This is a genomic window from Rhodococcus aetherivorans (assembly GCF_011058165.1).
GTDB lineage: Bacteria > Actinomycetota > Actinomycetes > Mycobacteriales > Mycobacteriaceae > Rhodococcus > Rhodococcus aetherivorans.
The window spans coordinates 1-25,640 of record NZ_JAALEG010000020.1 but is presented as its reverse complement, the minus strand read 5'-3'; the positions used below and the strand labels follow the sequence as shown (position 1 = coordinate 25,640).

At 70.8% G+C, this 25,640-nt stretch carries 21 protein-coding genes; 7 read left to right on the top strand and 14 right to left on the bottom strand.

The genetic code is table 11. The features are described from left to right. Positions 1-14: 14 nt before the first annotated feature. Positions 15-3,704 (bottom strand): nitrate reductase subunit alpha, encoded by a 3,690-nt coding sequence (locus tag G6039_RS10825; protein WP_043798213.1) that lies wholly within the window; start codon positions 3,702-3,704, stop codon positions 15-17. Between the two features lie 24 nt (positions 3,705-3,728). Then, complete coding sequence (locus G6039_RS10820) at positions 3,729-4,943, bottom strand: nitrate/nitrite transporter (protein WP_080688487.1); 1,215 nt, start codon at positions 4,941-4,943, stop codon at positions 3,729-3,731. A 258-nt stretch (positions 4,944-5,201) separates the two neighbouring features. On the opposite strand from G6039_RS10820, the gene G6039_RS10815 reads away from it, so the two are divergent. From G6039_RS10815 to G6039_RS10805, 3 genes are all read left to right on the top strand, one after another. Beyond that, on the top strand, positions 5,202-5,441 hold the full coding sequence (locus G6039_RS10815; RefSeq protein WP_043798219.1) for a hypothetical protein: 240 nt from the start codon (positions 5,202-5,204) through the stop codon (positions 5,439-5,441). A gap of 50 nt (positions 5,442-5,491) precedes the next feature. Continuing rightward, a complete protein-coding gene (locus tag G6039_RS10810; RefSeq protein WP_043798223.1) occupies positions 5,492-5,680 on the top strand; it encodes a hypothetical protein in 189 nt (62 codons plus the stop codon). Between the two features lie 91 nt (positions 5,681-5,771). Next, the gene (locus tag G6039_RS10805; protein ID WP_043798225.1) at positions 5,772-8,498 is read left to right on the top strand and encodes a winged helix-turn-helix domain-containing protein; all 2,727 of its coding nucleotides are present in this window, start codon (positions 5,772-5,774) and stop codon (positions 8,496-8,498) included. A 90-nt stretch (positions 8,499-8,588) separates the two neighbouring features. On the opposite strand, the gene G6039_RS10800 is transcribed toward G6039_RS10805, so the two are convergent. The 4 genes from G6039_RS10800 to G6039_RS10785 form a co-directional block, all read right to left on the bottom strand. After that, positions 8,589-10,886, bottom strand: coding sequence for a polyribonucleotide nucleotidyltransferase (locus G6039_RS10800; protein WP_043798228.1), 2,298 nt, complete (start codon positions 10,884-10,886; stop codon positions 8,589-8,591). A gap of 369 nt (positions 10,887-11,255) precedes the next feature. Then, a complete protein-coding gene (gene rpsO / locus G6039_RS10795) occupies positions 11,256-11,525 on the bottom strand; it encodes a 30S ribosomal protein S15 (protein WP_003935677.1) in 270 nt (89 codons plus the stop codon). 133 nt (positions 11,526-11,658) lie between these two features. After that, positions 11,659-13,086, bottom strand: coding sequence for a wax ester/triacylglycerol synthase domain-containing protein (locus tag G6039_RS10790; protein WP_006948315.1), 1,428 nt, complete (start codon positions 13,084-13,086; stop codon positions 11,659-11,661). 46 nt (positions 13,087-13,132) lie between these two features. Then, a complete protein-coding gene (locus G6039_RS10785) occupies positions 13,133-14,104 on the bottom strand; it encodes a bifunctional riboflavin kinase/FAD synthetase (RefSeq protein ID WP_006948316.1) in 972 nt (323 codons plus the stop codon). Between the two features lie 95 nt (positions 14,105-14,199). Here G6039_RS10785 and G6039_RS10780 point away from each other — a divergent pair, with 95 nt between their 5' ends. From G6039_RS10780 to G6039_RS10765, 4 genes are read left to right on the top strand one after another with little or no spacing between them, the layout of a single operon-like run. Then, the gene (locus tag G6039_RS10780) at positions 14,200-15,111 is read left to right on the top strand and encodes a metal ABC transporter substrate-binding protein (protein ID WP_006948318.1); all 912 of its coding nucleotides are present in this window, start codon (positions 14,200-14,202) and stop codon (positions 15,109-15,111) included. Beyond that, entirely contained in the window at positions 15,108-15,875 is a 768-nt protein-coding gene (locus G6039_RS10775; protein ID WP_043798232.1) for a metal ABC transporter ATP-binding protein, read from the top strand. The genes G6039_RS10780 and G6039_RS10775 overlap by 4 nt, the downstream gene beginning before the upstream one ends. Further along, the gene (locus tag G6039_RS10770) at positions 15,872-16,759 is read left to right on the top strand and encodes a metal ABC transporter permease (protein ID WP_043798236.1); all 888 of its coding nucleotides are present in this window, start codon (positions 15,872-15,874) and stop codon (positions 16,757-16,759) included. The genes G6039_RS10775 and G6039_RS10770 overlap by 4 nt, the downstream gene beginning before the upstream one ends. 36 nt (positions 16,760-16,795) lie before the next feature. After that, positions 16,796-17,470, top strand: a complete 675-nt coding sequence (locus tag G6039_RS10765; protein ID WP_029543295.1) for a metal-dependent transcriptional regulator — start codon at positions 16,796-16,798, stop codon at positions 17,468-17,470. A 57-nt stretch (positions 17,471-17,527) separates the two neighbouring features. Here the strand turns inward: G6039_RS10765 and truB are convergent, their stop codons facing one another. The 8 genes from truB to infB all read right to left on the bottom strand — a co-directional run bounded on the left by truB (position 17,528) and on the right by infB (position 25,291). Next, positions 17,528-18,436 carry a tRNA pseudouridine(55) synthase TruB gene (gene truB / locus G6039_RS10760; protein WP_029543293.1) on the bottom strand — a complete coding sequence of 303 codons (909 nt, stop codon included), beginning with the start codon at positions 18,434-18,436 and terminating at the stop codon, positions 17,528-17,530. A 38-nt stretch (positions 18,437-18,474) separates the two neighbouring features. After that, the gene (gene npt, locus G6039_RS10755) at positions 18,475-19,182 is read right to left on the bottom strand and encodes a 4'-phosphopantetheinyl transferase Npt (protein ID WP_037200816.1); all 708 of its coding nucleotides are present in this window, start codon (positions 19,180-19,182) and stop codon (positions 18,475-18,477) included. Continuing rightward, a complete protein-coding gene (locus G6039_RS10750) occupies positions 19,179-20,135 on the bottom strand; it encodes a metallophosphoesterase family protein (protein WP_006948334.1) in 957 nt (318 codons plus the stop codon). Before G6039_RS10750 ends, npt begins: the two co-directional genes overlap by 4 nt. Further along, positions 20,132-21,550 carry an MATE family efflux transporter gene (locus G6039_RS10745; RefSeq protein WP_029543288.1) on the bottom strand — a complete coding sequence of 473 codons (1,419 nt, stop codon included), beginning with the start codon at positions 21,548-21,550 and terminating at the stop codon, positions 20,132-20,134. The genes G6039_RS10750 and G6039_RS10745 overlap by 4 nt, the downstream gene beginning before the upstream one ends. A 2-nt stretch (positions 21,551-21,552) precedes the next feature. Then, complete coding sequence (locus G6039_RS10740) at positions 21,553-22,536, bottom strand: DHH family phosphoesterase (protein WP_037200813.1); 984 nt, start codon at positions 22,534-22,536, stop codon at positions 21,553-21,555. 7 nt (positions 22,537-22,543) lie between these two features. Then, on the bottom strand, positions 22,544-23,002 hold the full coding sequence (gene rbfA, locus G6039_RS10735) for a 30S ribosome-binding factor RbfA (RefSeq protein WP_029543285.1): 459 nt from the start codon (positions 23,000-23,002) through the stop codon (positions 22,544-22,546). 60 nt (positions 23,003-23,062) lie between these two features. After that, entirely contained in the window at positions 23,063-23,353 is a 291-nt protein-coding gene (locus G6039_RS10730) for a DUF503 domain-containing protein (RefSeq protein WP_029543284.1), read from the bottom strand. Between the two features lie 105 nt (positions 23,354-23,458). Beyond that, a complete protein-coding gene (gene infB, locus G6039_RS10725; RefSeq protein ID WP_029543283.1) occupies positions 23,459-25,291 on the bottom strand; it encodes a translation initiation factor IF-2 in 1,833 nt (610 codons plus the stop codon). Between the last annotated feature and the right edge of the window lie 349 nt (positions 25,292-25,640).

Genomic DNA, 25,640 nt, shown 5'->3' with positions numbered 1-25,640 from the left:
CGTGGGTGTCGACATCAGTACGTGACCTCCTGCGACCGGCGGCGTACGACCGTCACCTCGTCGCGTTGATTTCCGGTGGGGCCGAGGTAGTTGAACGCGAACGACGTCTGCGCGTAGCCACCCGCCAGGTGGGTGGGCTTGATCAGGATCCTCGTGAGCGAGTTGTGGATGCCGCCGCGGGTGCCGGTGGTCTCGGTGAGCGGCACGTCGATGGTGCGTTCCTGCGCGTGGTAGACGTACACGACGCCGTCGGGCATGCGGTGCGAGACGATCGCGCGGCACACCACGACGCCGTTGCGGTTGACGGCCTCGACCCAGTCGTTGTCACGCACCGAGATCTTCGCCGCGTCCCCCGGGCTCATCCACATGGTCGGACCGCCCCGCGAGAGGGACAGCATGAACAGGTTGTCCTGGTACTCGGAGTGGATCGACCACTTCGAGTGCGGGGTGAGGTACCGCACGGTCAGTCCGACGCCGTCGCCGCTGCCCACGGCGGGCTCGCCGAACAGGCGCGACATGTCCAGCGGCGGACGGTAGGTCGGCAACTGCTCGCCGAGTTCCTCGATCCAGTCGTGATCGACGTAGAAGTGCATGCGGCCGGTGAGCGTGTGGAACGGTTTGAGTTCCTCGATGTTCACCGTGAACGGCGCGTAGCGGCGCCCGCCGGTCTCGCTGCCGGACCATTCCGGGCTGGTGATCACCGGGACCGGCCGGGCCTGGGTGTCGGCGTAGGTGATGCGGCGTTCCTCGCTGCCCTCGGCGAGGTGCACGAGCCGGCGGCCGGTGCGCTTCTCGAGTTCACGGAAGCCCTCGACGGCGAGCCGGCCGTTCGAGGTGCCCGACAGCGCGAGAATGACATCGGCCATCCGTTCGGCGCTCGTGACCGCCGGGCGGCCTTCCCCCGCACCGGAATTCATCACACCGAACGTCGCGGCGAGCTCCGCGACCTCCTGCACCGGACGTGTCGTGACGCCCTTGGTGGTCAGGCCGAGGGTGTCGACGAGCGGCCCGAGAGTCGACCATTTGTCGGCGATCGCGGTGTAGTCCCGTTCGACCACCGCGAGCGGGCCCATGGTCCGGCCCGGCACCGGCACCTCCCCGGTGACGCGCCAATCCTTCTCCGTGCCCGACGGATACGCCATCGCGCCCGGCGTGTCGTGCTGCAGTGTGCCGAGCACGATGTCGGTGCGGGTTCCGAGATGCTTCGCCGCCAGCGCGCTGAACACCTTCGCGATGGCGCCGAAGGCATCGTAGTCGGAACGCGTTTCCCACGGCGGGTCGATCGCGGGACTGAAGGCGTGGATGTAGGGGTGCATGTCGGTGCTCGACAGGTCGCCCTTCTCATACCACGTCGCGGCGGGCAGCACCACGTCGGAGAACAGCGTGGTCGACGTCATCCGGAAGTCGATCGACATCAGCAGGTCGAGCTTGCCCTCGGGCAGGTCGTCCGGCCAGGCGACGTCGTGCGGGCGCAGGTCCGGACCGGTCGGCACGCCCTGGATGTTCGAGTCGGTCCCGAGCAGGTGCCGCAGGAAGTATTCGTTGCCCTTGCTGGACGAGCCGAGCAGGTTGGACCGCCACACGTTGAGCACCCGCGGCCAGTTGCGCGGGTTGTCCGGGTCGGTGACCGACAGTTTCACCTCGCCGCTCGCGAGTTTCCGGGCGACGTACGCGGGGATGTCCACGCCCGCGGCCCGCGCCTCGTCGGCGATCTCGTGGGTGTTGCGGTCGAACTGCGGGTAGAACGGGGTCCACCCCATCGCGACCGCGGAGGTCATCACGTCCATCGTGTGCTTGTCCCGGAACCGGCCGCGGCCCAGCGGGCTCGCCAGCGCGTCGGCGCGGTACCCGTCGTAGCGCCACTGGTCGGTGTGGACGTACCAGTACGACGTACCGGCCATCTGCCGCGGCGGCCGGCTCCAGTCGGTGCCCATCGCCATCGCAGCCCAGCCGGTGACGGGCCGGCACTTCTCCTGCCCGACGTAGTGGGCCCAGCCACCCCCGTTGCGGCCCATCGACCCGGTGAGAAGGAGCAACGCCAGCACCGCCCGGTAGGTCGCGTCACCATGGAACCACTGGCAGATGCCGGCACCCATGATGATCATCGACCGGCCGCCGGATTCCTCCGCGTTGCGCGCGAACTCCTTCGCGATCCGGATCGCCTGGGCGGCGGGAACTCCCGTGATGCCTTCCTGCCACGCCGGGGTGTAGGGGACGGCGGGATCGTCGTAGCCGGTCGGCCACACGCCCGGTAGGCCCGGACGGGAGACGCCGTACTGCGCAAGCATGAGGTCGAACACGGTGCACACCAGGTGTCCTCCGACGCGCCGCACCGGCACTCCGCGCTCGATGCTCGCCCCGTGCCCGTCGACCGTGTCGAAGCTCGGCAGGTGCACCGTCACCGCGTCCTCGCCGGCGATGCCGCCGGGATGCGCGACGGTCAGTGCCGGCACGAGGTCGCCCAGATCGAGGTTCCACTTGCCGATGCCGTCGTCGCCGTACCGGTAGCCGAGCGAACCGTGCGGAACCGCCACGGTGTCGGTCGCACCGTCGAGCAGCGCCGGCTTGAACGCCGCGTTCTCCACGTCCCGACCGAGGTCGGCCGCGGTGAGGTTCTTGCCCGGGACGAGCCGGCCGTCGCGTTCCTCGAGTTTCACGAGGAACGGCAGGTCGGTGTACTGCCGGACGTAGTCGACGAAGAAGGGGACCCGCTGCTCGACGTAGAACTCGGTCAGCAGCACGTGGCCCATCGCCATCGCCAGCGCGCCGTCGGTGCCCGCCGCGCACGGCATCCATTCGTCGGCGAACTTCGTGTTGTCGGCGTAGTCGGGACTCACGGTCACGACCTTCGTGCCGCGGTAGCGGACCTCGGCCATCCAGTGCGCGTCGGGTGTGCGCGTGACCGGCACGTTCGATCCCCACATCATGAGGTAGGCCGCGTCCCACCAGTCGCCGGATTCGGGCACGTCGGTCTGGTCCCCGAACACCTGCGGAGAGGCGACGGGAAGGTCGGCGTACCAGTCGTAGAAGGACGTCATGACGCCGCCGATCAGCTCGACGAACCGGGAACCGGCAGCGAAGGACACCATCGACATCGCGGGGATCGGCGAGAAGCCGGCCACCCGGTCGGGTCCGTATTCCCGGACGGTGTGCACGTGCGCCGCCGCAATCATCTCGGTCGCCTCGGCCCACGTCACCCGGACCAGGCCGCCCTTGCCGCGGGCCCGCTGGTAACGGCGGCGCCGTTCGGGATCGCCCTGGATGTCGGCCCACGCCAGAACGGGATCGCCGAGCCGCGCCCTGGCCTCGCGGTACATCTCGACGAGCGCGCCGCGGGCGTACGGGTAGCGCACCCGCGTCGGCGAGTACGTGTACCACGAGAACGCAGCGCCGCGGGGACAGCCGCGCGGTTCGTACTCGGGGCGGTCGGGGCCCACCGTGGGGTAGTCGGTTTCCTGCGTCTCCCACGTGATGATCCCGTCCTTGACGTAGATCTTCCACGAACACGAACCGGTGCAGTTGACGCCGTGGGTGGACCGGACCACCTTGTCGTGACTCCACCGGTCCCGGTAGAAGATGTCGCCTTCGCGTCCGCCGCGGCGGGTGACGGTCCGGCCGTCGTCGGAGGCGTCACCCGGGACGAAGAACCGCCCGCTGCGCCGCAGCAGGTCCTCGACCGGGCCGCCGGTGTGGTGGATGGTCACATGCACTCCTTCGGGACGGAATCGTCAGCGGCTGTCGGCCTGCACGGACTCGTGCGCGTGCAGCTTCACCGCGGTGTAGACGAGCGCGATGAGCGCGGTCGCCACGAGCAGCAGCAGACCGACGGTGTAGTCGTTGTCGACGGAGTCGTAGGTGGCGCCCATGACGAGCGGCGGAAAGTACCCGCCGAGCCCGCCGGCAGCCGCAACGATGCCGGTGACCGATCCCACGGACGTGGCGGGCGCGCGGCGCGCCACCCATGCGAAGACACCACCGGTGCCGATGCCGAGGAAGATCGCGAGCAGGATGAACGTCGCCGCGGACCACACATCCGGCGGCGGCTGGGTGATCGCGATCGCGGCCATCGTTGCCGTCCCGGCGAACGACACGAGCACGACGTACTTCGGGGCGATGCGGTCGGACAGGGCACCCCCGATCGGCCGGGCCAGCACTGCGGCCAGAGCAAAGGCCGCTGTCCGCGCGCCGGCGTCGACAGCAGAGAAACCGTAGATCGTCTTGATGTAGGTGGGGAGGTAGTTGCTGAAGGCCACGAAGCCACCGAAGACCACCGCATAGAGGAACGACATCTCCCAGGTCACGGGGAGTTTCAGCGCAGCAGCAAGCTTGGGCGCGACCGCGTCGGTGTTCGGGCGGAACTGCGGCGAATCACGCATCACGAGGAGGCACACCCCCGCCGTGACGGCGAGCGCCGCGGCGACGATGACGTGGGTGGCCAGCAGCCCGAACCACTGTGCGAACCGCGGAGTGAAGAACGCGGACAGGGCCGTCCCCACCATGCCGGCCCCGAAGACACCGGTCGCGAAGCCCCGCCTGGACGCTTCGTACCAGTTGTTCGCGAACGGGATACCCACCGCGAAGATCGTTCCGGCGATGCCGAGGAAGAAGCCGAAGACGAGCAGCAGAGGGTAGGAGCCTGCGCTGCCGGCCACACCGACAGCGAGCACCGGGATGATCGAGGCCAGCGAGATCGCGATGAACATGACGCGGCCGCCGTAACGATCGGTGAGCGAGCCCACCACGATGCGCCCGAGAGATCCTACGAGGATGGGCGTCGCGACGAGGATCGAGGCCTGCGTACTGCTGAGCGAGAGGTCGCCCGCATACGTCGTGGACAAGGGGCCGATCATGTTCCATGCCCAGAAGTTGATCGCCGAGACCCACGTTGCCAGCGCGAGGTTCGAGCTCCGCCGCGTTCCGGTAACACCCGCTGAAGCTGTCACGGCTCCAGCGAATCATCGACACGCGCACGCGGGGTGAATTCGAGGAAAAATGCCGACGGTCCGTTCCGCCCGGAGCCGCGGCAGGAACGGGTGCTCCTCTCCTGTTCGCGGCCGGATATTCACCCTCGGCCTGCGGTTTCACCCTCCAGGGGTGAGGCGCCGCACAGGGGCGCGACCTACCGTCGGAATCGACCGCGGAGTCACTCGCGGCCAAATGTCAGGCGTACCCGCGTCCCGATCGAACGAAGTGGATCGACGATGACCGCACATACTCGCCCCACCGTCCGGACCCGCTCGCAGAACGCGACATCACGCAGGGTCGGGGCGTCCGGCCACGACATGCCCTGGCCGCTGCCGATTCCCGCCATCGTCCTCGGCGCCGCAGCGGTCGCCTCGGCACCCGTGGGAGCGTACACCGGCTCCGTTCTCGCCGGCGTCCTCACTGCGGCGGCGACGACTGCGGCCCTGGCGTCCGCCGCGTTGATGATCCGGGCCTGACCCGACCCTCGGCACTCGACGACCTCTACCAGTAACTCGTGAAGGACCCCATGAGGACACGACAGGCCGCGGGTGGCCTCACCCCGACCGGCACGATGACCACCGAAGAGATCAAGACCCGGATCACCGCGATGTTCGACTACGGGAACGACACCGTTCCCGGGTCCGACCGCGCGGCGGAGGAACCGTCGCGGGCGCTGGAGCGCGGTCGATCCGTCACCGGGTCGCCGGGCGCGTGACCCGGCTTCCGATCCGCGTCCGTTCACCGCGGATCACCGAACTTGTCCCATGACGAGGGCACCGGCCGCCGCGCAGGACTACTCTCGCCCCATGACGGGGCCACCGGCCGGCACGCAGGACGAGTATGCTCCCACGTTGTCGATGGTGCGCTCCCTCGTGCCTCGGCTTCCCGGCCGGGTGGTGCGGCGCGCGCGTCTCGAACGCATCCTCGAAGACGGGGTGAACGCCGGCACCGTGCTCGTGTCGGCGCCGGCCGGGTCGGGCAAGACGCTGTTGCTGGCATCCTGGGCAGCGTCACACCCCGGGCCTGTGGCATGGCTCTCGGTGGAATGTGAGGACGCCGAACCGACGCAGTTCTGGAGCCGGGTCCTGGACTCGCTCCGCGCCGTCGGCGGGTTCCCCGCCGGTTCGTTGCTGGCGACGATGCGGGTCCCACCCAGTTTCGACCCCCGGTTCGTCTCCGTGTTCGCCGATGCGTGTGGCCGCCTTCCCCATCCCGTCGTCCTGGTGCTGGACGACATGCATCTGCTCGCCGGGACGCCGGCCGTGCAGTCGCTCGCGGCGGCCGTCCGCAGGGGGCTCGGCAACGTGCGACTGGTGATCGCCACTCGCAGCGATCCGGCGTTGCCACTGCAACGACTCCGCCTGAGCGGTCAGCTGACCGAGATCCGTTCGGAAGCGTTGCGGTTCGATGCCGCCGAGGCGAAACAGCTTCTGGCCGACCACGATGTCATCCTCGAACCCGCTCAGATGCAGACCCTCCTCGCCAAGACCGAGGGATGGGCGGCCGGCCTGCGGCTCGCGGCCCTGTCGCTCCGGACCTCGAACGATGTGGAGGCCACCGTGGAGGCACTTGCGGGGGACGAACGGTCGGTCGCCGACTACTTCGCGGAAGAGGTGCTGGCCAACCAGGATCCGGCACTGCGCCGGTTCCTGCTCGACACGTGCGTCGTAGGACGGATTTCCGCCGAACTGGCCGACGCCCTGACCGGGCGTACTGACGGCCAGCAGTTTCTGGTCCGGCTCGAACGGGACAACCTGTTCGTCGTCGCGTTGAACCACCGGCGGGCGTGGTACCGCTATCACCAACTATTCGGAGACCTGCTGCGACACCGCCTCAAGACCCAGGATCCCGAGCGCCGCCGCGTGTTGCACCGGCGTGCCGCCCGGTGGTTCGCAGACCACGGCGAACTCCTCGAGGCGGCGCGCCACCTGCGCGCCGCCGAGGACTGGCTCGGACTTGCCCGATTCGTCCTGCGAGCGGCGGGAGCAGAGATCCTGGGTCCGGAACGTCCGGCGCTGGTGGCACTGCTGCGGGACGCACCCGCCGACCTGGTCGGGGGGCATGCCGAGGTGGCGGCGGCCGCCGCGGTCGCCGCGTATGCGGAGTACGATCCGGTCGGCGTCGCCACCCACATGGCCCGCGCCCGCGAGTTGCTCGATCCTCTCCCGCCCGCCGACGCGCGGCTCACCGAGACGGTCCTTGTCACTCTCGATGCGGTGCTCGCCTGGATGAAGGCAGATCCGTCGCGGCAGGTCGGTGCCGCACGAGAAGCGATCCGACAACTCGAGGGGGTCTCACCGGCGGACATGCCGGCCGCGCCCGTGTACCGGATCGCCGCCGGCACCGTCCTCGCGATGGGAAAGCTGTGGTCCGGAGAACTCGACGCCGCCGAGGCGATGCTCGCGTCCACGATATCGGCGCTGGCCGCCAGGTCGGCGATGACTCCGGTACTCGCGCTGCATCTGCACGGCAACACAGCCGTGCTCATGGCGATGGCCGGCCGGTTGCGGGCGGCACGCAGAGAGGTCGATCTCGGGCTGGCCGTCGCCGACGAGCTGGGATGGACCTTCCTGCCGCCGTCGGCCACGGTGCTGCTGGCCGAGTCCATGATCCGCCTGCTCGAGGCGGACATCGAGGCCTGTTCGGTTGCGGTTGAGCGGGGACACACGAGCCTGGGCGAGTTCCGCGACCGCTACACCGAAACCAGCTTCGGGCTCGTACAGGCACGGCTCGCTCTCTCGGCGGACAACCCGCCGGCGGCACGGGCGCACCTGGGGCAGTTGCGGCAGCGCATGTCCGACTGGGTCATCCCGCGCTTCCTTGCCGAGTGGTACGAACTCGTCGAGGCAGAGATTCTGCTGGCCGAAGGACGGGCCCACGAGGTTGCGGCGCTGCTGTCCGCCGAAAAGGGACCACCGGACCTCGCGCGCCCCGGTGCGCACCGTATGGTCCTTCTGGCGCGGTCGTACCTGGCGACGGACGAACCGCGCCGATGCCTGGAACTGGTGGCACCGCTGCTCGGGGGAGCGCCGATCGACAACGGGCCCACCGTCGATGCCTGGCTGCTGGCCGCACTCGCACACGACCGGCTACGCGGGGAGGGCGAAGCCGAGGTTGCCCTGGCACATGCCCTCGCGGTGTCCGCACCCGAAGGAATCGCACGGCCGTTTCTACTGGCCGGTGACCGGGTCCGAGCACTGCTGGAACGACACAACCGCGTCGACGACGCCCACCACGAATTCGTCTCGATGCTGGTCGGCAAGCTGGGCGGGACTGCCGACCGATCCGAGGCTCCGCAACTGCTCGAGCCGTTGACCAATCGCGAACGGGCTGTCCTCCTGCTCCTGCCCACCATGATGAGCAATGCCGAGATCGCCGACGAGCTCTTCGTGTCCGTGAACACCGTCAAGGCACATTTGAAGTCTCTGTACCGCAAGTTCGGTGCCACGAGTCGCCGCCAGGCGGTGGTGCGGGCGCGGGAACTCGGACTGTTGTCGGGCGCCGGCACCCGGACGACACCAGGGGGGCCGTAGCACGCGCCGCACCGGCGGGAGGACGCGCGACCGCCCGCGCCCCGTCCACCCGAAGGACAGACGGAGACGCGGGCGGTCGGAGGCCGAGTGTCAGCTCTCGGCGATGTCGCCGGACTCGGCCGGAGCCGCGGGTGTCTCGCCCGAAGCGTCGGCGGTGTCCTCGTCGGGCACCGGCACCAGGCTGATCTTGCCCCGGTTGTCGATGTCGGCGATCTCCACGCGGATCTTCGAGCCCACGTTGACGACGTCCTCGACCTTGGCGATGCGCTTGCCGTTGCCGAGCTTGCTGATGTGCACCAGGCCGTCGCGGCCCGGCAGCAGCGAGACGAACGCGCCGAACGCCGTGGTCTTGACCACGGTGCCCAGGAAGCGCTCGCCCACCTTCGGAAGTTGCGGGTTCGCGATGGCGTTGATCTTGTCGATCGCGGCCTGCGCGGACGGGCCGTCGGCGGCACCGACGTACACCGTGCCGTCGTCCTCGATGGAGATGTTCGCGCCGGTCTCCTCGGTGATCGAGTTGATCATCTTGCCCTTGGGGCCGATGACCTCGCCGATCTTGTCGACCGGCACCTTGATGGTGGTGATCCGGGGCGCGAACGGGCTCATCTCGTCCGGGGTCTCGATGGCCTCGGCCATCACCTCGAGGATGGTGGCGCGGGCGTCGTGCGCCTGCGACAGCGCCCCGGCGAGCACCTGCGACGGGATCCCGTCGAGCTTGGTGTCGAGCTGCAGCGCGGTGACGAAATCCTTCGTGCCGGCCACCTTGAAGTCCATGTCACCGAACGCGTCCTCGGCGCCGAGGATGTCGGTCAGCGCGACGTAGCGGGTCTCACCGTCGACCTCGTCGGAGACCAGGCCCATCGCGATGCCCGCGACCGGGGCCTTGAGCGGCACACCGGCGTTGAGCAGCGACAGCGTCGAGGCACACACCGAGCCCATCGAGGTGGAGCCGTTCGAGCTGAGCGCCTCGGAGACCTGACGGATCGCGTAGGGGAACTCCTCCTGGCTGGGCAGGACCGGGATCAGGGCCCGCTCGGCGAGGGCGCCGTGGCCGATCTCGCGGCGCTTCGGCGAGCCGACGCGGCCGGTCTCACCGGTGGAGTACGGCGGGAAGTTGTAGTGGTGCATGTACCGCTTGCTGGTCTCGGGACCGAGCGAATCGATCTGCTGCGCCATCTTCACCATGTCCAGCGTGGTGACACCCATGATCTGGGTCTCGCCACGCTCGAACAGCGCCGAGCCGTGGGCCCGGGGCACGATCGCGACCTCGGCGGACAGGGCGCGGATGTCCGTGATGCCGCGGCCGTCGATGCGGAACTTGTCCCGCAGGATCCGCTGGCGGACCAGCTTCTTGGTGAGCGAGCGGAACGCCGCGCCGATCTCCTTCTCACGGCCCTCGAAGTTGGGGGCGACCTGCTCGAGGACCTCGACCTTGACCTCGTCGGTCCGCTCGTCGCGCTCCTGCTTGCCGGCGATGGTCAGCGCCTCGGCCAGCTTGGTCGACGCGGCGGCCTCGACGGCCTCGTACACGTCGGCTTCGTAGGCCGGGAACAGCGGGAAGTCACCGGTAGGCTTCGCGGCCGCGGCGGCAAGCTGCTGCTGGGCGACGCACAGCCGCGCGATGAACGGCTTGGCGGCCTCGAGACCCTCGGCGACGACGGTCTCGGTCGGCGCCTGCGCACCGCCGGCGACCAGCTCGACGACGTTCTCGGTGGCCTCGGCCTCGACCATCATGATCGCGACGTCGGCGGTGTCGGGGTTGTCGCCGCCACCCACGATGCGACCCGCGACCACCATGTCGAACACGGCGTTCTCGAGCTGCTCGACCGTCGGGAACGCGACCCACTGGCCGGTCTTGTTCTCCTCGGAGGTGATCAGCGCGACCCGCACGCCGCCGACCGGGCCGGAGAACGGCAGGCCGGCGATCTGGGTGGACGCCGACGCGGCGTTGATCGCGACGACGTCGTACAGGTCGTTCGGGTTCAGGCTGAGCACCGTCACCACGACCTGGATCTCGTTGCGCAGGCCGTCGACGAAGGACGGGCGCAGCGGCCGGTCGATGAGGCGACAGGTCAGGATCGCGTCGGTGGAGGGCCGGCCCTCGCGACGGAAGAACGAGCCGGGGATGCGGCCCGCGGCGTACATGCGCTCCTCGACGTCCACCGTCAGCGGGAAGAAGTCGAAGTGCTCCTTGGGCTGCTTGCTGGCGCTCGTCGCCGACAGCAGCATGGTCTCGTCGTCGAGGTACGCGACGACGGAGCCGGCGGCCTGCTGGGCGAGGCGGCCGGTCTCGAAACGAATCTGGCGGGTGCCGAAGGACCCGTTGTCGAGGACTGCGACGGACTCGAACACGCCCTCGTCGACCTCGACTGCTGAATTGCTGGTCATCTCTACTCTTCTCTTCCCTCTCGTCTTCGCCGTACCCGCGCGGGCGCCACAACCCTCGTGGCTGCGGCTGCGCACCGATCGCCCGTGCCCGCGTCTCACGGGCCGAGCGTGCGGAGGCGGTCGTCGATCGAAACCGTCCGGACCGGGTCCGGAAGGTCACTACCGAAGACCGACACCGTCGGTGCATACGGTTCCGCGGGCGGTGTCGCCGTCCGCGGGTGCCGCTGCCGGTGTCCGGTGGGCACGTCACCCACCTCCGGCCGCGCAGCGGCCAAACACCGATAGCCAACGAGGCTCAGTCTAAGCATTGCCTCGTTGGCTATCGGAAAGATCAGCGAACGCAGATCGCGTCGTCGCTTCGCCGCGCTCCTATCGGCGCAGACCCAGACGCTGGATCAGCGAACGGTAGCGGTTGACGTCGACCTTCTCGACGTACTTGAGCAGCCGGCGACGACGACCGACCAGCAGCAGCAGGCCGCGGCGGGAGTGGTGGTCGTGCTTGTGCTGCTTCAGGTGCTCGGTCAGGTCCTGGATGCGCTTGGTGAGCATCGCGACCTGCGCCTCGGGCGATCCGGTGTCGGTCTCGTGGAGGCCGTACTCGCCGAGGATCTGCTTCTTCTGCTCGGTGGTCAATGCCACTGGGATACTCCTGATCGATGACGTCCGCGCGCTTCGTGGAACGGGCCGATGCCCGTCGGTGCGGCCACCGCGAACCGCAGCACACACCAGCGGATGAGCGTACCAGAGGGGCAGGTGCCGGCCCCGGCCACCCTCAGCCGCGGGATCCGGTGCCGGATCGGCGGCCTCCGGTGGCTTCGATCACCTCGGCGAACGCCTCCTCGAGGAGGGTCGCGTACCGATCGAGATCCGGCATCAGCAGCGGCGAGCTCATGACCGTGACGGCGAACGCTTCGCCGGCCCGGCTGAAGGAGTGCACCAGACCCATCCCCGGGCGGAGGGACTGGATGCCCGCGACGAAACGGAACGTTCCGCCGTGGTAGGTCCAGCCGGTGTCGGCGCCACAGTCGACACTGGTGACCGCGGTCTCGGCGGGTGCCGCGAACCCGCCCGCCGCCGCCGCACGGTCGCGCCGGTCCGCCGCCCGGCGGTACAGCGGATACGGCACCGCGCCCGCACCCGCGAGGCGGTGCAGCACCTCGGGGGACGTCGCGACCCGCCGTTCGCCGGCGAGCGCGTCGGCCACGGCCGCCACCCGGTCGCGGGGATCGGCGACCTCGGTACACAACGGAACGATCGCGGCGGTCAGCCGATTGACGCCCAGCGCGGCACCGGCCGCGCCGACCGCGACCGGAACCGCGACGTGGGCGCCCACGACGGGCCGGCCGCGCTCGCCGAAGTAACGCTGCATCGCGAGGGACACCGCCGCCAGGCCCATGGCCGTCACGGTGTAGGTCCGGCCGACGAGACTGCCCAGGTCGGGCCGCACGATCCGGATCACCCGGTCGGGGCCGGGCGCCCCGGCGAGCACCGCTGCGGGCCGCGCCGCCGGGGACGGGACCGTCGGGGCGTCCGCGGACCGCGCCGACGCCGCGCGCCGCACCAGGACCGCGCCGAGCGTCAGGTAGCCGAGCCGCAGGTACCAGCGGGCGAAGCGCGCCACACCCGAGACCGCTGCGGCGACGTGCTGCGGTCGCGCCGCGGCCGGCGGCAGGCCGGGAACGCGCAGCGGTTGCCCGTCCGCGCCGAACAGCGCGCCGAGGAAGGCGGGCAGCGCCGAGCCTGCCATCACGGCGTGACTGACCTGCAGCACGACGACCGTCACGGTCGCGCCCGGATCGTCCGGGTCGGACACCGCGACGAAGACGTGCAGGCACCACGCGCGCCGCCGGACGTCCAGCGGGTCCGCGCACAGGTCGGCGATGGCGTCGATGCACGCGGTGAACGAGCCGCCGGCCCACTCGTGGTACTCGATGCGCTCCTCGGGCGGCAGCTGCGCCCGCACCCAGTACGGATAGTCCAGCCGGCCGGGCGCCTCGACGATCCGCCGGTCCAGCACGGTCAGCAGATGCGCCCGGGAGCGCAGGTGAGCGGACGCGTCCTCGGGGCCGCGGATCGCACCGTCCCGCTCGTCGAACACGACGAAGGCGGACCAGTCGGTCGGCCGGTCCGATTTCGACTCGTGATAGTTCGCGGCGTCCGCCCAGGTCAGGCGCGCGTGTCGCCACTGACGTATCGACACACCGGGAATTGTCCCCGATCCGGGCGGGGCCCGGACCGGAACGGCCCTAGCCGCGAGTGCGCTCGAGCACCTCGCGGGCCCGCTCGGCGTCGCGGTGCATCGCCGAGATGAGCGCCTCCACCGATTCGAACCGCTCCATGCCGCGCAGCCGCTCGACGAAGTCGACCGCGACGTGCTGGCCGTACAGGTCGGCCTCCTCGTCGAGGACGAACGCCTCCACGGTGCGGGTGCGCCCGGAGAAGGTCGGATTGGTGCCCACCGACACCGCCGCGAGGTACCGCTCCCCCGGCGTGACGGTGCCGAGCCCCCCGGTGCCCGGGCCGAGGACGGTGAACCAGCAGGCGTAGACGCCGTCCGCGGGGATGGCCGAGTACATGGGCGGCGCGACGTTCGCGGTGGGGAAGCCGAGATCGCGGCCGCGGCCGTCCCCGTGCACCACGACGCCCTCGACGCGGTGCGGGCGGCCCAGCGCGTCGGCCGCGGCGGCGACGTCGCCGGCGTCGACGCACGAGCGGATGTAGGTGGAGGAGAACGTCACCGCATGTTCGCTGAGCAAGGTCAGGCCCTGAACGGCGAAGCCGAAGCGCTCGCCGATGGTGCGCAGCAGGTCGACGTTGCCGGCGGCCTTCTTGCCGAAGGTGAAGTTCTCGCCCACGACGACCTCGGCGACGTGGAGCCGCTCGACGAGGATCTCGTGGGCGTACCGCTCCGGGGACAGCTTCATGAACTCGGGGGTGAACGGCATGACGCAGAAGACGTCGATGCCGAGCTCCTCGGCCAGTTCTGCCCGCCGCGCGAGGGTCGTGAGCTGCGCCGGGTGACTGCCCGGCCGCACGACCTCCATCGGGTGCGGGTCGAACGTCATCAGGACGCTGGCTGTGCCGCGTTCCTTCGCCGACTTCACTGCCCGCGCGATCAGCTGCTGGTGCCCGCGGTGCACACCGTCGAACACCCCGATCGTCAGGACACAACGACCCCAATCCGCGGGAATTTCGTCGAGACCTCGCCATCTCTGCACAAGCGCAGCCTACGACCCGGCGGCCGGACGGTCATCTCCGGCTCGCCCGGGGCGTCGCATGGACAACGCCGACGGCACACCGCCATAATTTCGGTATGCCGAACATTTTCGTTGGACTCCGCAAAATCGCCGTGGCGTTCGCGGCCACGGCGATCCTGGCGGGCTGCAGCTCGGCGCAGAGTTCCGACGACGACCGCCCCCTGGTGCTGACCACCTTCACGGTGCTCGCGGACATGGCCCGCAACGTCGCCGGGGAACACCTGCGGGTCGAGTCGATCACCAAGGTCGGTGCCGAGGTCCACGGCTACGAGCCCACCCCGGGCGACCTGCGCTACGCCACCCGGGCCGACCTCGTCCTCGACAACGGCCTGGGCCTCGAGCGCTGGTTCGAACAGTTCCTCGCCGACACCGACGCCGCCCACGCCGTCCTCAGCGAGGGCGTGCCGCCGCTGCCGATCGGCGAGGACGCCTACGCGGGGCGGCACAACCCGCACGCGTGGATGTCCCCGTTGGCGGCCCAGACGTACGTCGACAACATCGCCGCCGCGTTCGCCGAGCTCGACCCCGAGCACGCCTCCGACTACGCCGCCAACGCCGCGGCGTACCGCGCCGAACTGCAGGCGGTGCACGAACAGCTCGTCGCCGACCTGGCCGTGCTGCCGCCGAATCACCGAGCGCTGGTCACCTGCGAGGGCGCCTTCAGCTACCTGGCCCGCGACGCCGGCCTGAGCGAGGCGTACCTGTGGGCGGTCAACGCCGACCAGCAGGGCACCCCCCAGCAGATCGCCCGTACGGTCGACTTCGTCCGGGCCAACGCCGTGCCCGCCGTGTTCTGTGAGTCCACCGTCTCGGACAAGGCCCAGCGGCAGGTCGCCGAGGACACCGGTGCCCGGTTCGGCGGAACCCTGTACGTCGACTCGCTCTCCGAGCCGGACGGCCCCGTGCCGACCTACCTCGAGCTGCTCCGGCACGACGTCCGCACCATCACCGAAGGGCTGCGCCCATGACCGCGACACCCGCCCCCGCACTGGCCGTCTCCCGCCTGAGCGTGCACTACCGCACCGTCACCGCGCTCGACGGCGTCGACCTGACCCTCGCCACCGGCCGGGTGTGCGGGCTCGTCGGCACCAACGGCTCGGGCAAGTCGACCCTCTTCAAGGCGATCATGGGCATCGTGCGGCCGAGCGCCGGCACCGTGTCCATCGGCGGCGCCGACACCGTCACCGCCCGCAAGGCCGGAGCCGTCGCGTACGTGCCGCAGAGCGAGGCCGTCGACTGGGACTTCCCCATCAGCGTGGGCGAAGTCGTGATGACGGGCCGCTACGGCCACCAGAACTGGCTGCGCCGGCCGCGGCCTGCCGACCACGCCGCGGTCCGGGCCGCGCTCGAACGCGTCGACATGGCCGGCTACGAGCAGCGGCAGATCGGGCAGCTCTCGGGCGGTCAGCGCAAGCGGGTCTTCGTCGCCCGCGCCATCGCCCAGGGCGCTCCCCTGTTGCTGCTCGACGAGCCGTTCGCCGGGGTGGACAAGCGCACCGAGGCGGCGCTGACCGGCGTGATCCGGGACCTCGCCGGCTCCGGGCACACGATCCTCGTCGCCACCCACGACCTCGCCGGGCTGTCGACGCTGTGCGACGAGGCCGCGCTGCTGCAGCGTCGCATCCTCGTGCACGGCGCCCCGGAGGAGGTGCTCCGGCCGGAGAACCTCGCCCGCGCCTTCGGCGTCGACCCGCTGGTGCCGACCCCTTACGTTCCCCAGGAGGCGCGGTGAACCTCGTCGAACTGATCGTCGAACCGCTGCAGTACGGCTTCATGCAGCGTGCGCTCGTCGTCGCGGTGGCCGCCACGGTCGTGTGTGCCCTGCTCAGCTGCTGGCTCGTCCTCATCGGCTGGTCGCTGATGGGCGACGCCGTCTCCCACGCCGTGCTGCCGGGGGTGGTGCTGGCCTACCTGGTGGGGGCACCGTTCGCCCTGGGCGCGTTGCTGTTCGCCGGGGCCGCCGTCGCCCTGATCGGGCTCGTGCGCAGCACCACCAAGGTCAAGGAGGACGCCGCGATCGGCGTGGTGTTCACGACGCTGTTCGCCCTCGGCGTCGTCCTGATCTCCAAGAACCCGAGCCAGGTGGACCTGCACCACGTGCTCTTCGGCAACCTGCTGGGCCTGGCCACCGAGGACATGTGGCAGGTCACCGCCCTCGCGGTGGCGGTGCTCGTCGTGCTGATCGCCAAGCGCCGCGACCTGACCCTGTTCGCGTTCGACCGGGGGCAGGCCCACGCCCTCGGGATCTCCCCGGCCCGGCTGTCCGCCCTGTTGCTCGCTCTCCTCGCGGTCACCATCGTCGCCGCCATCCAGGCCGTCGGGGTGATCCTCGTCGTGGCGATGCTGATCATCCCCGGTGCGACGGCGTACCTGCTCACCGAACGGCTGTCGCGGATGCTGGTGCTCGCCCCCACCCTGGCCGCGCTGACATCGGCGGCCGGGGTGTACGTCAGCTACTACACCGACGCCTCCACCGGCGGTGTCGTCGTCCTGGCGCAGGCCGTCGTGTTCACGGTGGCCTACCTCTTCTCGCCGCACCAGGGACTGATCACCGGGGCGCTGCGGCGGCGGGCACGGCTGCGCGACGCGGATGAATCCGCGGTGAGACTTGCCTAAGCTGTCCCCGTGGGCGAGAGAAGCGGGACGACCGAGGTGGCGACGGCGGACACGCTGACGCCGGTCGCGCAGGACTACCTCAAGATCATCTGGACCGTGCGGGAATGGTCGGGGGAGAAGGTCTCGACGAAGCTGCTCGCGGAGAAGCTCGGAGTGTCGGCGTCGACCGTCTCCGAGGCCGTCCGCAAGCTCGCCGATCAGGGCCTCGTCGACCACGCCCGCTACGGCGCGATCTCCCTCACGGACTCCGGGCGCGCCGCCGCCGTGGCCATGGTCCGCAAGCACCGTCTGCTCGAGACGTATCTGGTCCAGGAACTCGGCTACGGCTGGGACGAGGTGCACGACGAGGCCGAGGTCCTCGAGCACGCCGTCTCCGACCGGCTCGTCGCCGCCATCGACGCCAAGCTCGGCCATCCCGAGCGGGACCCGCACGGCGACCCGATTCCGGCGGACGACGGCACGATCCCCACTCCCCCGGCCCGGCAGCTCAGCGCGTTCGTCGACGGCGAGCACGGCCGCGTCGCCCGCATCTCGGACGCGGACCCGGCGATGCTGCGCTACTTCGACGACGTGGGCATAGCCCTCGACACCGACATCCGGGTCGTCGAACGCCGCGACTTCGCGGGCACCGTCTCGGTCCGCATCGGCGGCGACGGCGGCACGACGGTCGACCTCGGGCATCCCGCGGCCGACGCGATCTGGCTGGTGTAGGCGGCCGCGCCTCCGGTGTGTCCTTCGGGCGGCGGGAGCAGCCCGAAGGACACACCGCTACATGGTGGCCGGGCGCACGACGAACACTGCCGAGGCCCGCTTGCCCTTCTCCTGCAGCAGCGCCGCGGCCCGGCCGGACGGGTCGATCGCCGCGTACACGCCGGGAATCCCCACCGGATCCAGCCACCGGCCGTTCGCCAGCAGTTCCGCCTCCGCCGCGGTGACGTCGCGGCACGGGAACGCGGTGCGGACGGCTGCATCGATGTCCAGGCTCACGGTCGGGCTCTCCTCGAGCTGGGCGAGCGTGCGGGCGTGCTCGAGCCCGAACGGGCCGACCCGGGTGCGCCGCAGCGCCGTCAGGTGCGCGCCGACGCCCAGGGCGGCCCCCAGATCCCGGGCCAGCGCCCGGATGTAGGTGCCGGACGAGCACTCCACCTCGACGTCGAGATCGACGAACCCGTCCGAGGTGGTCCGCCGGGACAGCACCTCGAACCGCGAGACCGTGACCGGCCGGGCCGCGAGCTCGACGGTCTCCCCCTCGCGCATCCGGGCGTAGGCGCGCTTGCCGTCGATCTTGATCGCGCTGACGCTGGCAGGCACCTGGGAGATCTCCCCCGTGAGCGCGGCAACGGCCGCCGCGATCGCCTCGTCCGCGACGGCGGAGGCGTCGGTGGTCGCGAGCACCTCACCCTCGGCGTCGTCGGTGACGGTGCTCTGCCCGAGCCGGATCGTCGCCGAATACGCCTTGGTGGTGAGGGCGAGCAGGCCCAGCATCTTCGTCGCGCGCTCCACCCCGAGCACGAGCACGCCCGTCGCCATCGGGTCGAGGGTGCCGGCATGACCGACCTTGCGGGTGCCGAGCAGCCGCCGGCAGCGGGCCACCACGTCGTGGCTGGTCATACCCGGGTCCTTGTCGACGACGAGCAGGCCGGCACGGGCGAGGGCGGGGTTCTCGGAGGCAGACACGGGGCCCGATTCTGCCACCTGCCGCGGCGGCCCCGGTGTCAGTGCACGACGATCGCGGTGAGCACCAGCCCGTCGGCGATCAACCACCGCCCGTCGAACGCCGACAGCGGCGCACCGTCGCGGGTGTCGCCGGGTACGAGCAGGTCGGAACGGAACGTGCCCGACGCGGCCGCGCTCGGTACGGCGGCCGCGCCGTCGCGCTCGAACGTGATGTGGGCGTCCTCGAAGCCCAGCCAGCGCCCGGTGAGCGGGAACCACGCCTTGTAGGTGGCCTCCTTCGCGCAGAAGAGCAGGCGGTCCCAGTGCAGGCTCGGCTCGGTGCCGGCGAGCCAGGTGCGCTCCTGCGGCAGGGACACCGCCTCGAGCACCCCGTCGGGCAGGGGACCGTGCGGCTCCGCGTCGATCCCCAGCGACCGCACCTGCAGCGCGTAGGCCAGGACGGCGCCGCGGTAACCGTCGCAGTGGGTGAGGCTGCCGACGACTCCCCGCGGCCATACGGGCGCCCCCTTGTCGCCCTTGAGCACCGGCCCGGGCTCCATCCCGAGCTGCCGCATGGCGAGCCGCGCGCAGTGCCGCGCCCCCGCGAACTCCCGTCGCCGCTTGTCCACCGCACGGGCGACGAGCGCCTCCTCCTGCGGGTGCGGTCGCAGGCCGGGCGGGTCCTCGAACAACTCCGCGGCGGCGATGCCGTCGGGCAGGATCCGGGTGATCAGCCCGGTGCGGGTCGAGGTCGTCGGGTCGGTCATCGCAGCTCCCCAGTGCGCGTGTTCTGTGCAGCGCGCTCAGCGCGCATCTTCTCGACTTCGGCTTCCATCTCGGGGGTCACCCGGAAGTGCCCGCCCCACTTGTTCAGCGATCCCGGCGGATACTCCGGCACCGGCAGGATCTGGCGCAGCAGCGGCTCGGGCAGACCCCGGCGCTGCCATTCCCGTGGGTAGCCGAGGGAGACCTCCTCGAAGCGGACGCCGTCGTAGTACGTGGTGCGCGGGATGTGCAGGTGTCCGTACACGGCGCACAACGCGCGGTAGCGCAGGTGCCAATCGGCGGTCTCGGTGGTGCCACACCAGAGGGAGAACTCCGGGTAGAACAGCATCCGGGTGGGTTCGCGGACCAGTGGGAAGTGGTTGATCAGCACCGTCGGCAGCGCCGGGTCGAGGGCGTCGAGGCGCTTGCGGGTGTCGTCGAGCCGCACGCGGCACCACACGTCGCGGGTGACGTACGGGTCGGGTGAGAGGAGGAACTCGTCGGTGGCGACGACGTTGCGTTCGCGGGCGAGCGCCAGGCCCTCGGCCTTCGTCGTGGTGCCCTCGGGCAGGAACGAGTAGTCGTAGAGCAGGAACATCGGCACGAGCGTCACCGGCCCGCCCTCCCCGTGCCACACGGGATACGGGTCCTCCGGGGTGAGCACGTCGAGTTCGCGGCACATCGTCACGAGGTAGTCGTACCGGGCGGCGCCGTGCATCTGCACCGGGTCCTTGGCGGTGGTCCACAGCTCGTGGTTGCCGGGAACCCAGATCACCTTGGCGAAACGGCTGCGCAGCAGCGACAGCGCCCAGCGGATGTCGTCGGACTTCTCGGCGACGTCGCCGGCGACGATCAACCAGTCGTCCGGGGATTCGGGGTGCAGATCCTCGGTGACGGGGCGATTGCCTCGATGCCCGACGTGGATGTCGCTGACCGCCCAGAGTTTCCCCGTCACCGGTCCTGCCCTTCTGTCTCGTCCCGTACCGTCTCGCGCCGGATCTGCCGGTCCGCACCGGCGACGGCCCACCGCCCCGACCGGGTCCGCCAGACCACGGCCGCCATGCGGAACACGATGAACACCGTAAGCCCCGTCCAGATACCCGCGAGCCCCCAGCCCCACACCAGCGAGCACCAGACGACGGGCAGGAAGCCGAACAGCGCGGACGCGAGCGTGGCGGTGCGCAGGAAGGCGGCGTCACCGGCGCCGAGCAGCACCCCGTCGAGCGCGAACACCACTCCGGCGGCGGGCATGAGCGCGACGAAGAACCACCAGGCGACGTCGATCTGCTCGAGGACCGCCGGGTCGTCGGTGAACAGCGCCGGGATCACGTCGCCGCCGAGCAGGAACGCCAGGGCCAGGCCGGCGGCGAACACCGTGGACCAGGCGGTGATCCGCCAGGCCAGGCGCTTCGCGCCGGACCGGGCCCCCGCCCCGAGCGCCGCACCCACCAGGGCCTGCGCGGCGACGGCGAGCGAGTCGAGGGTGAGCGCGACGAAGTTCCACAGCTGCAGCACCACCTGGTGCGCCGCGACGGCCGCGGCACCGAAGCGGGCCGCCACCGCGGCCGCGGACAGGAAGCACGCCTGGAAGGCGAGGCTGCGGGCGATCAGATCGCGGCCGAGGCGCAACTGCGCCACGATCACCGCGCGACGAGGCCGCAGCGGCACACCGGCCCGGAGCAGTGCCCCGACGAACAGGGCCGCGGAGACACCCTGTCCGGCGACGTTGGCGACGGCGGAACCGGCGAGTTCCCAGCGGGGGGCGCCGAGCAGGCCGTGCACGAGCACCGGGCACAGCACCGCCGAGAGCGCGAGCCCGGCGAGCACGTACCGCAGCGGGCGGGCGGTGTCCTGCACGCCTCGCATCCAGCCGTTGCCGGCGAGCCCGACGAGGATCAGCGGTGCGCCGAACAGGGCGACCCGCAGCCACGACACTGCGGCGTCGGCGATCTCCGGGTCCCCGGCGATCAGCGCGGCCACCGGTTCCGCCAGTACCTGCCCGACGAGCAGGATCGCGGTGCCGACACCGAGCGCGAGCCAGGTGGCCTGCACACCCTCGGCGACGGCGGCGTCACGCCGGCCGGCGCCGTGGAGGCGGGCGGCGCGGGCCGTGGTCCCGTAGGACAGGAAGGTCAGCTGGGTGCTGACCTGGGCGAGGACGAGGCCGCCGATGGCGAGGCCCGCGAGCGCGAGCGCGCCGAGCCGGCCGACGACGGCGATGTCGAACAGGAGGTACAGCGGCTCGGCGGCGAGCACCCCGAGGGCCGGCACCGCGAGCCCGAGGATGCGCCGGGCGGTGGCCTCGGGGACGACGTGCGGGGGCGCGTCCGGTTCCGGGCCGGCGGTGTCCCGCGGTTGCGGCGCCGGCACCGTCAGTCCAGGGCCGCGCGCAGCGCCGTGACGACCCGGTCGCGGTCGCCGTACGCGGTGTATCCGGATGCGAACCGATGCCCACCTCCGCCGAGGGCGGTGGCGGCGACGGAGACGTCGACGGCGTTCTTCGAGCGCAGCGATACCGTCCACACGTCCGGGCCGCACTCCTTGAACACGGCGGCGACCTCCGCTTCGGCGGTGGTCCGGACGATGTCGATGACGCTTTCGACCTCCTCGGCGCCGAGGTGCGCCGAATCGGCGCGCAGCACCGTCGCGTGGACGAGTCCGCGTCCGCCGGCGGCGTCGGGAACGAGCGTCGCCGACGCGAGCACCCGCGACAGCATCGGCAGCCACCCGAAGGGGTGCGTGTCGAGGAGCCGTCGCGTGATGGCGGCCCCGTCGATGCCGGTGGCCAGCAGGCGCTCGGCCAGACGGTGTCCCCCGGCGCGTCCCCACCGGAACGAGCCGGTGTCGGTGACCAGCCCCGCGTACAGGCAGTGGGCGAGGTCCGCGTCGATCTCCACGCCCCACTCGTCGAACAGCTCGGCGAGCACGGCGGTGGTGGATTCGGCGGCCTCGTCGATCAGATTGTGGGTGCCGAACCGGGTGTTGGAGCGGTGGTGGTCGATCACCAGGGTGTGCTTCGCGCCTGCCAGCCGGTCCGCGAGATGCCCGAGCCGGCCGGCCGTGCCGCAGTCCACGGTGACGAGCAGGTCGACCTCGCGGCGCACCTGCCCGGCGGGCACCCGCAGGTGCCCGCCGGGCAGGTCGCGCATCGACGCCGGGACGGCGGCCGGCGACGCGAACGCCACCTGCACCGGAATGCCGCGCCGCTCGAGCACCGTGCCGAGTGCCAGGCCGCTGGCGAAGGTGTCGGCGTCGGGCTGGACGTGGCAGAGGATCGTCACCGAGGTGGCGTCCTCGAGGAGCGCGACGGCGTCGCGCAGATCGACCGCCGTGGCGGCCTGGATCGACTCGGCCATCGGTGCGCTACAGGTCGTCACCGTCGTCGGGACGCACCCGTGGTTCCTTGTAGGGATCCGGCTCGCCGGCGGGAGCGGCGCCCTCGCGGGCCTTGGCGAGTTCCTCGTCGGCGGCCCGTGCCCGTTCGAGGAGTTCCTCCATGTGCCGGGCGGTGTCCGGCACGGTGTCGGTGACGAAGGTCAGGGTGGGGGTGAACCGCACCCCGGTGCCCGCCCCGACCTTCGAGCGCAGCACGCCCTTGGCCTTCTCCAGGCCTGCGGCGGCCGCGGCCAGGTCGGGTTCGGTGTCCAGGTCCTCGCCGCGGACCGTGTAGTAGACGGTGGCGTCGTGCAGATCTGCGGTGACCTTCGCATCGGTCACGGTGACGAACGCCAGCCGCGGATCCTTGATCTCGTGATCGATGGCCGTGGCGACGATCGTGGCGATGCGCTTGGCCAGTCGACGTGCCCGTGCTGGATCGGCCATGTCAGTCGGTTCCTCTCCCCGGCCGCCGGCGGCGACCACATGTTTGTTCCACCGGTCCGGTCAGTCCTCCGGACCGAAAATTCTTCGCCGCACGGAGAGCAGCTGCAACTCCGGGCGGCCGGCGACGAGCCGCTCGCACGTGTCGAGCACCTCGTTGAGATAGGGCACCGCCGATGCGGCCACCGCCACGCCGATCTCGGCGCGACGGTAGAGGTCCTGGTCGCCGGTCTCGGCGGCGCTGACCGCCATCCGCCGCAGCTCGGCGAGGACGGGCCGGATCACGGACCGCTTCTGCTTGAGCGAGCGCACGTCACCGAGCAGGACGTCCAGTTCCAGTGCCCCGAGATACATCCACCCTCCGGTGTCGTCCGGTGCCGGTCCTCCGGCACGCCGACGGCGGCGGGCGATCATCTCGCCCACCGCCGCCGACGAGGCCGTCGGTTGTGTCCGGCTGCGTCAGTCGCGCGGCTTCTCGCGCAGCTCGTACGCCTCGATCACGTCACCGATCTTGATGTCGGAGTAGGTGACCGTCAGACCGCACTCGAAGCCTTCCCGCACCTCGGTCACATCGTCCTTCTCGCGCCGCAGCGACGAGATGGTGACCGTCTCGGCGACCACGTTGTTGTCGCGGAGCAGACGGGCCTTCGCATTGCGCTTGACGACACCCGACTGGACCATGCAGCCCGCGATGTTGCCGACCTTGGACGACTTGAAGATCGCCCGGATCTCGGCGCGGCCGAGCTCGACCTCCTCGTAGATCGGCTTGAGCATGCCCTTGAGGGCCTTCTCCACCTCGTCGATCGCCTGGTAGATGATCGAGTAGTAGCGGATGTCGACGCCCTCGCGGTTGGCGAGCTCGGTGGCCTTGCCCTCGGCGCGGACGTTGAAGCCGATGATCACGGCGTTCGACGCGGCGGCCAGGTTGACGTTGGTCTCGGTGACACCACCGACACCGCGGTCGATGACCCGCAGGCGCACCTCGTCGCCGACCTCGATGCCCATGAGGGCCTCCTCGAGGGCTTCGACCGTACCGGCGTTGTCGCCCTTGAGGATGAGGTTGAGCTCGTTGTGCTCCTTGAGCGCGGCATCGAGGTCCTCGAGGCTGATCCGCTTGCGGCTCTTGGCGGCCAGCGCGTTGCGCTTGCGCGCATTGCGGCGGTCCGCGATCTGCCGTGCGATGCGGTCCTCCTCGACGACGACGAGGTTGTCACCGGCGCCGGGCACCGACGTGAAGCCGATGACCTGGACCGGACGCGACGGGAACGCCTCGAGGACGTCGTCGCCGTGCTCGTCCACCATTCGGCGGACACGGCCGTACGCGTCGCCCGCGACGATCGAGTCGCCCACGCGCAGCGTGCCGCGCTGGACCAGGACGGTGGCCACGGGGCCGCGGCCGCGGTCGAGGTGCGCCTCGATCGCGACGCCCTGCGCCTCCATGTCCGGGTTGGCCCGCAGGTCGAGGGACGCGTCCGCGGTGAGCAGCACGGCCTCGAGCAGCTGGTCGATGTTCAGGCCCTGCTTCGCCGAGATGTCGACGAACATGGTGTCGCCGCCGTACTCCTCGGTGACCAGTCCGTACTCGGTGAGCTGCTGGCGGATCTTCTGGGGGTTCGCACCCTCCTTGTCGATCTTGTTCACCGCGACCACGATCGGCACGTCCGCAGCCTGCGCGTGGTTGATCGCCTCCACCGTCTGCGGCATGACGCCGTCGTCGGCCGCGACCACGAGGATCGCGATGTCGGTCGACTTCGCGCCGCGGGCACGCATGGCGGTGAACGCCTCGTGACCCGGGGTGTCGATGAAGGTGATCAGCCGGTCTTCGCCGTTGAGGTGGGTCATCACCTGGTAGGCGCCGATGTGCTGGGTGATGCCGCCGGCCTCGCCCTCGCGGACGTTGGCCTTGCGGATCGTGTCGAGCAGGCGGGTCTTGCCGTGGTCGACGTGACCCATGACGGTCACCACCGGCGGACGCTGCACGAGGTCTTCCTCGGTGCCCTCGTCCTCGCCGTAGGTGATGTCGAACGACTCGAGCAGCTCGCGGTCCTCGTCCTCGGGGCTGACGACCTGAACGTTGTAGTTCATCTCCGAGCCGAGCAGCTCGAGGGTCTCGTCGTTCACCGACTGAGTGGCCGTGACCATCTCACCGAGGTTGAACAGCGCCTGGACCAGGGCCGACGGGTTCGCGTCGATCTTCTCCGCGAAGTCGGACAGCGACGCGCCACGGGCGAGACGGATGGTCTCGCCGTTGCCGCGCGGCAGCCGCACACCACCGACCGACGGTGCCTGCATCGAATCGTATTCCTGCCGCTTCTGCCGCTTCGACTTGCGGCCACGGCGCGGAGCGCCACCGGGACGACCGAAGGCACCCGCGGTTCCGCCGCGGCCACCACGGCCGGCGCCACCGCCACCGCCACCGGGACGACCGCGGAAACCACCGGCGGCACCGGCACCGGCACCGGCGCCGGGAGCACCGCCACCGCCACCGCGGTAACCGCCGCCGCCACCAGCGCCGGCCGGACGTCCGCCGGGCGCGCCGGGACGGCCGGGACGACCGGTCGGGCCGGGACGCGCAGCACGCTGCGGCATCGCGGCCGGGTTCGGACCTGTCTCTTATACACAGCTGACGCTGCCGACGAAT